The organism is Pseudoalteromonas sp. ESRF-bin5, from assembly GCF_002632075.1.
GTDB classification, from domain to species: domain Bacteria; phylum Pseudomonadota; class Gammaproteobacteria; order Enterobacterales; family Alteromonadaceae; genus Pseudoalteromonas; species Pseudoalteromonas marina.
The window spans coordinates 1-3,164 of record NZ_NTLW01000257.1; the positions used below are offsets into that span (position 1 = coordinate 1).

Annotated in this window: 5 protein-coding genes; 1 reads left to right on the top strand and 4 read right to left on the bottom strand. The window is 40.2% G+C overall.

What is annotated here, in order from left to right:
• Positions 1-1,254, top strand: a 1,254-nt coding sequence (locus tag BCG07_RS15900; RefSeq protein WP_286891054.1) for a nitrate- and nitrite sensing domain-containing protein, incomplete at its 5' end; no start/stop codon positions are given.
• A gap of 56 nt (positions 1,255-1,310) precedes the next feature.
• Here the strand turns inward: BCG07_RS15900 and BCG07_RS15905 are convergent.
• The 4 genes from BCG07_RS15905 to moaC form a co-directional block, all read right to left on the bottom strand.
• The gene (locus BCG07_RS15905; RefSeq protein WP_286891055.1) at positions 1,311-1,967 is read right to left on the bottom strand and encodes an MOSC domain-containing protein; all 657 of its coding nucleotides are present in this window, start codon (positions 1,965-1,967) and stop codon (positions 1,311-1,313) included.
• Positions 1,968-2,447, bottom strand: coding sequence for a molybdopterin synthase catalytic subunit MoaE (gene moaE / locus BCG07_RS15910; protein ID WP_243530815.1), 480 nt, complete (start codon positions 2,445-2,447; stop codon positions 1,968-1,970). It abuts the gene before it with no gap.
• Entirely contained in the window at positions 2,447-2,740 is a 294-nt protein-coding gene (locus BCG07_RS15915) for a MoaD/ThiS family protein (RefSeq protein WP_286891056.1), read from the bottom strand. Before BCG07_RS15915 ends, moaE begins: the two co-directional genes overlap by 1 nt.
• Positions 2,718-3,164: cyclic pyranopterin monophosphate synthase MoaC (gene moaC, locus BCG07_RS15920; protein ID WP_286891058.1), on the bottom strand; the 447-nt coding region annotated here is incomplete at its 5' end. The genes BCG07_RS15915 and moaC, both read right to left, overlap by 23 nt.

The window sequence follows — 3,164 nt, forward strand, 5'->3', positions numbered from 1 at the left end:
ACAGCAAACCCTCTCACAAAACAATTTTTACTTGCGGCTAAATATCAAGAAATAGACGCGCTAAAACAATTACAAAATAGCTGTGCGTCGTTAACAAAATTAGGCGACTTTGTTCATCAATTGCAAAAAGAACGTGCTATGAGCAATATATTTTTAGCATCTAAAAGCCTACAATTTAATTGCGAGCTTAAAGAGCAAATAACGGTAACGCAAACGACCCAACGTTATTTTTATGACTCTTTAAAAACAACTTTTATTACCGACACCTCCTTAAATGGTCATTCGCGGCTGTATAATTTAATTTCTCATAGCTTGCAATCACTCGACGCATTACCCTCGCTTCGTTATCAAATAGCGAATCAAAACATTACACCCGTTCATGCTACCCAGTCATTTACAAACCTAATTGCCGGCTTGTTAAATATAATTTTAGAAGCGGCCGATGGTGCAAACGATCCGCAAGTCATTCGCCTTTTAGTGGCTTATTTTAACTTTATGCAAGGCAAAGAGTATGCAGGACAAGAGCGTGCCTGTGGCGCTCAAGCCTTTGCCGAAAGTAAGTTTTCATGCGAACAAAAACAGCAACTTGCTCATTTTATGCAAGAACAAGAAAACCGTTTTTCCTTTTTTAGTGAATACGCCGACAATCATTTATTAAAATGTTACTCATCACTTATAGAGCACCCGGTAAATAAACAAGTTGATCAACTAAGAAGCCTGCTACAAAAACTAGACGACCAAAATGCACAACCTTTATCTCAGTTAAGTGAAGTGTGGTATGAGGTAACGACTACTCGCATCGATATAATGCATAAAATTGAGCAAAATATTAGCGACCATTTAATTGATAGCGCAGCGATGCGGATTGCTGGCGCTCAACGAAAGCTTAACTCAAACAAGCAAATATTAAGCTCACTAGAACAAGAGTATATTCCTGTTTCAGATGGACAACTCGCTCTCAAAATAGGTGAGCCTTCAAATTCGGCGGTAAGTAAGCTAAGTAGTAATAAAACAATGTACGATTTAATACTTGAGCAAGCACAACATATAAAACAAATAAACCAAGCTTTATTAGATGCCAAACAGCTAATAAGCGAACAAAAAGTCATTCATCAAGCTAAATATATTTTAATCGAGCAGTTAAAAATAAGTGAAGAGCACGCTCATAAACAGCTTCAAAAACAGGCAATGGAATCGCATAGTTCACTGTATGCAGTGGCTAAAAAAATAATTGAATTGAGTGAGTGTGAGTAAAAATAACAGGCTAATGAGCCCAAACTCGCATAGTCACCTTTTAATTTTAAAATAAATTATTGGTGAAGTTCTAATGAAAGCTTCTTTTTAATTTTAGTTTGCCACTCAAGTGCAAGCTCGGGGAGTTCAAGTGCTGCTAATAATACGCTTTCATAATCTGGGTATTGTTTATCAAAAAACGCCTGAAACAACGTTGTAACCGAAATGTTGTGTTTGGCTTTATGTTCAATAGTCACGGCATCGCCCGTTTTAGCAACACCTTGCTCAAGCACTCTAAAATAAACACCCGTGTGGTAATACTGAGTAAACAGTTTTAGGCTTTGTTTATTATTAAGTGCAATGGCAAGCTTAAAGCACGGCACTCGCGGCTGGCTTACTTCAAGTAGTGCTGTACCTACACGAATACGATCGCCTATATGAATATTTTTCTCATCAAGCTCTAAAATTGTAAAGTTTTCGCCAAAGGAACCGACTGCTAAATCATCATTTTTAAGGGTGCGTTTCCAGTAATCATAATGATTGTGCGAAAACGCATAAACCGCCTTATCAATACCGCCGTGATTAACTAAATCGGCTTGCTCATCACCTATTATATTTAGCTTTTCAATAACAACCGGCTCATTGGTTGGCGTTTTAAAAATACCGGTTTTGACCTCTTTGCCGTTATGCACGACCGTTTTTATTTTAGAGATATTGGTAGAGATTATATGCATTTACTTAATTGCATCCTGTTCGATACTTTGCCATTTATCCAGTGCTTGTTTGTCGCTTTGTTTAAACTCAACCCAATTTGATGAGTCTTTAAAATGCTCTTTTTTCCAAAACGTGGCGTGGTTTTTTAAGTAATCCATAATAAATTGTGCGCCTTCAAAGGCGGCTTGGCGGTGGCGGCTGGTTACGCCAACAAATACAATTTGCTCACCAAGGGCTAAATAACCGACTCGATGAATAATACTTATGCGGGCAAGTTGCCAGCGTGTTTGTGCTTGTTCGGCTATCGATTGCAGTAGTTGCTCAGTCATCCCTGGGTAGTGTTCAAGCTCAAGGGCGATTACGTTATCGCCGCTGCTAAATTCTCGCACCAGCCCTGTAAACGTCACTACGGCACCATCGCTTTTGTTATTACTGCATAGTGCGTCATGTTGCTCGCCTACTGAAAAATCCTGCGTTTGTACGTTAATGCTTATACTCATTATCCACCTGTCACTGGTGGGAAAAAAGCAAGTTCATCCCCTGCTTTTACAAGCTCATCGCTTGATGACATAGTTTGATTAAGCGCACACAATACATCACGCTCTTCAAGCCATGCCTGCCAATGTGGGTTTTGCTCAACCAGCATGTGTTTAAACGCTTTAATGCTAAGGGTGTGCGCTATATCAACGGTTAACTTATCGCACTTTAGGCGCTCTTTTAGTTGGCCAAAAAACAGTACGTTTACATGCCCTGCATCAGTATCATTTAAATTAGTCTCGCTGCCAGCTGCCATGCTTGCCCCCTGCTTTTTGCGTTACACGCATACCGTGTATTTCCATAAGCGGATCGGCGGCTTTACACATATCAAATAATGTTAGGGTAGCCACAGACACAGCGGTGAGCGCTTCCATTTCAACGCCCGTTTTACCTGCTAATTTACAGTAGCTGGTGACTTTAATTTGGCTATTTGCTTCATCAAGTTCAAAATCAACGCCTACTTTACTCAGTGCCAGCGGATGACAAAGCGGAATTAAATCGGCGCACTTTTTAGCGCCCTGAATACCCGCAATTCGGGCTACGCCTAGCACGTCACCTTTTTTATTTTGATTAAGCAGCACTTGCTCAAAAGCCTGTTTGCTCATTTTAATGTAGGCCTCGGCGGATGCATCGCGCAGAGTGACCTCTTTTAGCGATACATCAACCATGTTTGCTTGGCC

Bases quoted from the DNA above. Each gene is read 5' to 3' on its own strand.
- BCG07_RS15905 (WP_286891055.1), bottom strand. From the start codon at position 1,967: ATGCATATAATCTCTACCAATATCTCTAAAATAAAAACGGTCGTGCAT.
- moaE (WP_243530815.1), bottom strand. From the start codon at position 2,447: ATGAGTATAAGCATTAACGTACAAACGCAGGATTTTTCAGTAGGCGAG.
- BCG07_RS15915 (WP_286891056.1), bottom strand. From the start codon at position 2,740: ATGGCAGCTGGCAGCGAGACTAATTTAAATGATACTGATGCAGGGCAT.